This window comes from Pseudomonas sp. BAY1663, from assembly GCF_000582595.1.
Taxonomy (GTDB): domain Bacteria; phylum Pseudomonadota; class Gammaproteobacteria; order Pseudomonadales; family Pseudomonadaceae; genus Stutzerimonas; species Stutzerimonas stutzeri_AF.
Map to the genome: position 1 here is coordinate 1 of NZ_AZSV01000155.1, position 4,458 is coordinate 4,458.

6 protein-coding genes and 2 pseudogenes are annotated in these 4,458 nt (G+C 66.6%); 3 read left to right on the top strand and 5 right to left on the bottom strand.

What is annotated here, in order from left to right:
- The coding region (locus tag BAY1663_RS22140) for a pseudouridine synthase (RefSeq protein WP_037045160.1) at nt 1-588 on the top strand (588 nt) is incomplete at its 5' end.
- A 13-nt stretch (nt 589-601) separates the two neighbouring features.
- On the opposite strand, the gene BAY1663_RS22145 is transcribed toward BAY1663_RS22140, so the two are convergent.
- From BAY1663_RS22145 to BAY1663_RS22165, 5 genes and pseudogenes are all read right to left on the bottom strand, one after another.
- Complete coding sequence (locus BAY1663_RS22145; protein WP_037045162.1) at nt 602-994, bottom strand: globin; 393 nt, start codon at nt 992-994, stop codon at nt 602-604.
- Between the two features lie 79 nt (nt 995-1,073).
- Nucleotides 1,074-1,276: pseudogene (locus BAY1663_RS22150) on the bottom strand (DUF2788 domain-containing protein).
- A 180-nt stretch (nt 1,277-1,456) separates the two neighbouring features.
- Nucleotides 1,457-1,936: an Lrp/AsnC family transcriptional regulator gene (locus BAY1663_RS22155; protein ID WP_037045164.1), complete on the bottom strand. Its 480-nt coding sequence runs from the start codon at nt 1,934-1,936 to the stop codon at nt 1,457-1,459.
- 308 nt (nt 1,937-2,244) lie between these two features.
- Complete coding sequence (locus BAY1663_RS22160) at nt 2,245-3,135, bottom strand: cation diffusion facilitator family transporter (protein ID WP_037045166.1); 891 nt, start codon at nt 3,133-3,135, stop codon at nt 2,245-2,247.
- A gap of 25 nt (nt 3,136-3,160) precedes the next feature.
- Nucleotides 3,161-3,577, bottom strand: coding sequence for a hypothetical protein (locus BAY1663_RS22165; RefSeq protein ID WP_037045167.1), 417 nt, complete (start codon nt 3,575-3,577; stop codon nt 3,161-3,163).
- Between the two features lie 405 nt (nt 3,578-3,982).
- On the opposite strand from BAY1663_RS22165, the gene BAY1663_RS26130 reads away from it, so the two are divergent.
- Nucleotides 3,983-4,288, top strand: coding sequence for a hypothetical protein (locus BAY1663_RS26130; protein WP_128576442.1), 306 nt, complete (start codon nt 3,983-3,985; stop codon nt 4,286-4,288).
- A 61-nt stretch (nt 4,289-4,349) separates the two neighbouring features.
- Nucleotides 4,350-4,458 (top strand): annotated as a pseudogene (locus BAY1663_RS26135) (ATP-dependent helicase); the annotation flags it as partial.

The following is a 4,458-nucleotide window of genomic DNA, read 5'->3' on the forward strand; positions in this document are numbered from 1 at the left end:
CCGCCCGGTCGCGCCGCGCGCGTCGCCAAGGCACCGCCGGCCGAGCCGCGGCTGCTGTTGCTGAACAAGCCGTTCGATGTGCTGACCCAGTTCGCCGATGCCGACGGGCGCGCGACGCTGAAGGATTTCGTGCCGGTGCCCGGCGTCTACCCGGCCGGGCGGCTGGATCGCGACAGCGAGGGTTTGTTGCTGCTGACCAACGACGGTCGCTTGCAGGCGCGTATCGCCGACCCGAAGCACAAGCTGGCCAAGACCTACTGGGTGCAGGTGGAAGGCGAGGTGGACGAGGCGCAGCTGGAGCGGCTGCGCCAGGGCGTCGAGCTGAACGACGGCATGACCCTGCCGGCCGAGGCGCGGCGCCTGGAGGAGCCTGAACTGTGGCCGCGCCACCCGCCGGTGCGTTTTCGCAAGAGCGTACCGACCAGTTGGCTGGAACTGGTGATCCGCGAGGGGCGCAACCGCCAGGTGCGGCGCATGACCGCCGCGGTCGGCCTGCCGACCCTGCGGCTGGTACGGGTGCGTATCGGGCCCTGGACGCTGGACGGCCTGCAGCCGGGCGAGTGGCGCGAGGTACCGGCGCGGCTATAGCGCCGGCGCTGCCTCAGTAGTACGACTTGATCACTTCGATGCCCTTGCCGAGGACGCCGCGCCAGGCATCCAGCTCCGGCTTGCCGGCTTGCGCATCGTGCTGCCGCACGGTCTTCAGCAGCGCGACGAGCCAGAGGTCGTAGAGTTCCGGGCGGATGTCGAAGCCATCGCGACTGTGGCTCTGGCCGAGCGCCTTGAGCTTGCTGTCGGGCATGCCGCGGGCGAACAGCACCAGATTGAGGATGCCAGCGCGCAGCAGTTGCTTCTGCGCGACCATGTCGGTATCGGTGAACTTGTCGCGCACCGCCGGCGAGCTGGACAGGAAGTTGACGTAGAAATCATCGAAGAAGCTCGGGCTGGCGCAACAGCGACCATAGCTCTGCATGACGCGGTCGGTGTCTTTCATGGGGTTTCCTCGGGCAAAACGAATCACGGACCGCGTCGGTGCGACGCAGCCTGGAGAGGGGTGAACGGGAGGTGAGCGGTCAGATGCCTTCGAGGCTGCCGATCACCAGCGTCTTGATGACGAAGCCCAGCACGCCCAGCCCGAGCGCGCCGAACAGCACCAGGGTGCCGTAGCGACCGGCCTTCGATTTCTTTGCTAGATCCCAGACGATGAAGGCCATGAAGCCACCAGGCCACTGACCAGGATGATCATCATCCACTCTTCGAAAACAGCTGGGTCCATTGCGTCCTCCGCATGGCTAGGTCTGAAACTCAGACGACATCAGCTATGGCAGCGGCGGGAAGCAATACTTATAGGCGAGCGGGCAGCTCTTTTTGGATAGACGCGCGCGGGGCATAGCAAGGCGGCGCGAATTATACGCAATGCAACCGGCGCGTGTTGCTTCGATTCGTGAGCGGTATCTCAGCTGCGCAGATGCTCCAGCGGCAGCTCGGTGCTGGAGGCCACCTGGCGCAACACGAAGCTGGAACGCACGCTGGAGACGCCCTCGATGCGCGTCAGGGTGCCGAGCAGGAACTGCTGGTAGTGCTCCATGTCCGGCACCACGACCTTGAGCTGGTAGTCGGCGTCCATGCCGGTGACCAGGCTGCACTCCAGCACCTGCGGGCATTTGCCGATGATCTCCTCGAAGTGCTCGAAGCGTTCCGGGGTATGCCGGTCCATGCCGATCAGTACGTAGGCGGTGAGCGTCAGGCCGAGCTGCTTGCGGTCCAGCAGGGCGACTTGGCGGGCGATGTAGCCGTCGTCCTCGAGTTGCTTGACGCGCCGCGAGCAGGGCGATGGCGACAGGCCGATGCGTTCGGCGAGTTCCTGGTTGGAGAGGCGGGCGTCGTGTTGCAATTCCGCGAGAATGCGCAGGTCGTAGCGGTCGAGTTTGCTCATGGACTGATACTTCCGGATGTTTGTTGCGCAAGATGATGGATTGAAGACGACTTGTTGCGCAAGCGGTGCCATTGAAAGCAATCTTCGCAATCCACTGTCGGGCCGGCAGGCGTAAGCTTTATCCCAACTTCAGCCCCCGGCAGAACGGGCACGGCACGCGATCCCCGCCGTGACTGCCGAAGGCCTTATCCAGGCCGACGGTCCGGGCCCCCGGTGCTCACGAGGCGCCGTGCGAAGCAGCCGTTATCATCGGCCTGACGAATCGAAGAGACCACGCCCCGGCGTGGTCTTTTTCGTTCCAGCCACGCTCACCGATGCGGCGGCGAGACCTCCAGCGGATCGGCGTGCACCAGCACCTCGGCCTGCGGATAGCGCGTGCTGATCGCCTGCTCGACCGCCACGCACAGGTCGTGGGCCTGCGACAGCGACAGCTCGCCGGGCAGTTCCAGGTGCATCTGTACGAACCAGCGCGTCCCGGAGACCCGCGTGCGGAAATCATGGCAGCCGTGCACGCCCGGCACTTCGCCCACCAGTTGCTGCATGTGCTCGCTGATCTCGGTCGATAGTTCGGTGTCCATCAGCACCGCTCCGGCTTCGCGGACGATGCTCACGGCGCTCCAGAAGATGTAGAAGGCGATGCCGATGCCGAACAGCGCATCCGTGCGCTCCCAGCCGAAACCGGCGAGTATCAGGGCCAGCAGGATGCTGGCGTTGAGCAGCAGGTCCGAGCGGTAGTGCAGCGAGTCGGCGCGGATCGCGGTGGAGCCGGTCACCTTGACCACATGGCGCTGGTAGGTCAGCAGCAGGGCGGTCATCAGCAGCGAGAACAGCATGACCGCGATGCCGATGCCCTGGGCGCCCAGCGGCTGCGGATGCAGCAGCCGGTCGACGCCTTGGACCCCGACCAGGATCGCGCTGACGCAGATGAACGCCGCCTGGCCGAGCCCGGCGAGGGCCTCGGCCTTGCCGTGGCCATAGCGATGGTCGTCGTCCGCCGGGCGCAGCGAGTAATGCACCGCCAGCAGGTTGAGCAGCGAGGCGGCGCCGTCGAGCAGCGAGTCGGTGAGGCCGCCGAGCAGGCTCACCGAACCGCTCAGCCACCAGGCCACTGCCTTGCTCAGCGCCAGCAGGATCGCCGTCGCCAGCGCCGCACCGGTGGCCCGGCGCATGAGCCGGGCGTGTTCGCGATCGATACTCATCGGTGGCGTGCGCCAATAGCCGTGGTCATGCGGCAGGCCGCAGGCCGAAGGCCGCCAGTTGTTCGATGCTGCCGCCGTGCTGGATCAGGCGCGGGTCATCCAGCGGCATGCTGCGGCCGATTTCCTGCTCGATGATGGCCTTCAGCCGGGCCTGGTCGATCTGGCCGTCGGCGCCGATGGCTTGCTGCAGCTTTTCCGGGGCCATGGAGTATTGATCGTCGGGCAGGTAGATCGCCCCCGTGGCGAAGTCGATGCCGAAGGCAATCAGGCCGGGGATCACGTAGAACAGCAGCCCGACGGCGTCGAGCACGGCGATCGCCGGGTCGATACGGCCTTCGATCTGGCCGCGGCGGTCGGGATAGAACAGCGTGCCGCAGGCCGTCAGCTGGGTGAACAGGGAAACGGCCAACACGCCGCCGATGACACGGGAACGAGTATGCATTGGGACCTCCTGAAAAAATCTGGCGCAACTATACAAGGGCCGGATGATGTTTTCTCGACATCAGACCGCATGGCGCCAGCGGGTGTTCGGAGCGCCGTGCCGGCGTGGCGATCCGGGCGGCTTTTACCGAGTCCTTACACAGGCCTGACCGCAGGCGGTGGCGGGCGCGCGGATAATGAGCGCCGTCAGTCCTTCCTCTGGAGCCGCATCATGTCCTGGTCGTTGCCACGTGCAAGCCTTGCCACAGTTCTCTGCGCCTGCCTCGCCTTTCCGGCATTCGCCGCGCCGCCCGGCCCAGGGCCCGGTCCGCACGGCATGCCGGACGGTCCACGCCACCATCATGCGCCGGGCCCGCGTCATGGCCATGGGCTGCCGGCCGGAGCGCGCGAGATCTGGATCGGCAGCATGCTCTATTTCATCGCGGCGGGAACCTATTACCTGTGGAACGCCGAGCGCAACGTCTACGAGCCGGTCAGCCAGCCGCCGCTGCCGGCCAGCGAGGCCACGCGTTATGATGTCATCGCCTATCCGGCCAAGGGCCAGAGTGCCGAGCAGCAGAGCCGCGACCGCTACGAGTGCCATAGCTGGGCCGTGAGCCAGAGCGGCTTCGACCCGGCCACCGCCCAGTCGGCGCCGGCCGCGAGCGTTGCCGACACCTACCAGCGCGCCCTCGGCGCCTGCCTGGCCGGACGCGGTTACAGCGTCAACTGACGCGCCTCGCTACGGGCGGGCGCCTCGGTTGTCGAGACGTCAGCCCGCTAAGCGAGTGTCCATGAGTTCCCTACCCATCGATGAAGCCCTGCCGGCGTTGCGCCAGGCCCTGCGCCAGCGCGACGAAGCCGTGCTCGAGGCGCCGCCGGGCGCCGGCAAGACCACCCGCG

Coding starts and splice junctions, on each gene's coding strand:
- BAY1663_RS22145 (WP_037045162.1), bottom strand. CDS start 994: ATGAAAGACACCGACCGCGTCATGCAGAGCTATGGTCGCTGTTGCGCC.
- BAY1663_RS22155 (WP_037045164.1), bottom strand. CDS start 1,936: ATGAGCAAACTCGACCGCTACGACCTGCGCATTCTCGCGGAATTGCAA.
- BAY1663_RS22160 (WP_037045166.1), bottom strand. CDS start 3,135: ATGAGTATCGATCGCGAACACGCCCGGCTCATGCGCCGGGCCACCGGT.
- BAY1663_RS22165 (WP_037045167.1), bottom strand. CDS start 3,577: ATGCATACTCGTTCCCGTGTCATCGGCGGCGTGTTGGCCGTTTCCCTG.
- BAY1663_RS26130 (WP_128576442.1), top strand. CDS start 3,983: ATGCTCTATTTCATCGCGGCGGGAACCTATTACCTGTGGAACGCCGAG.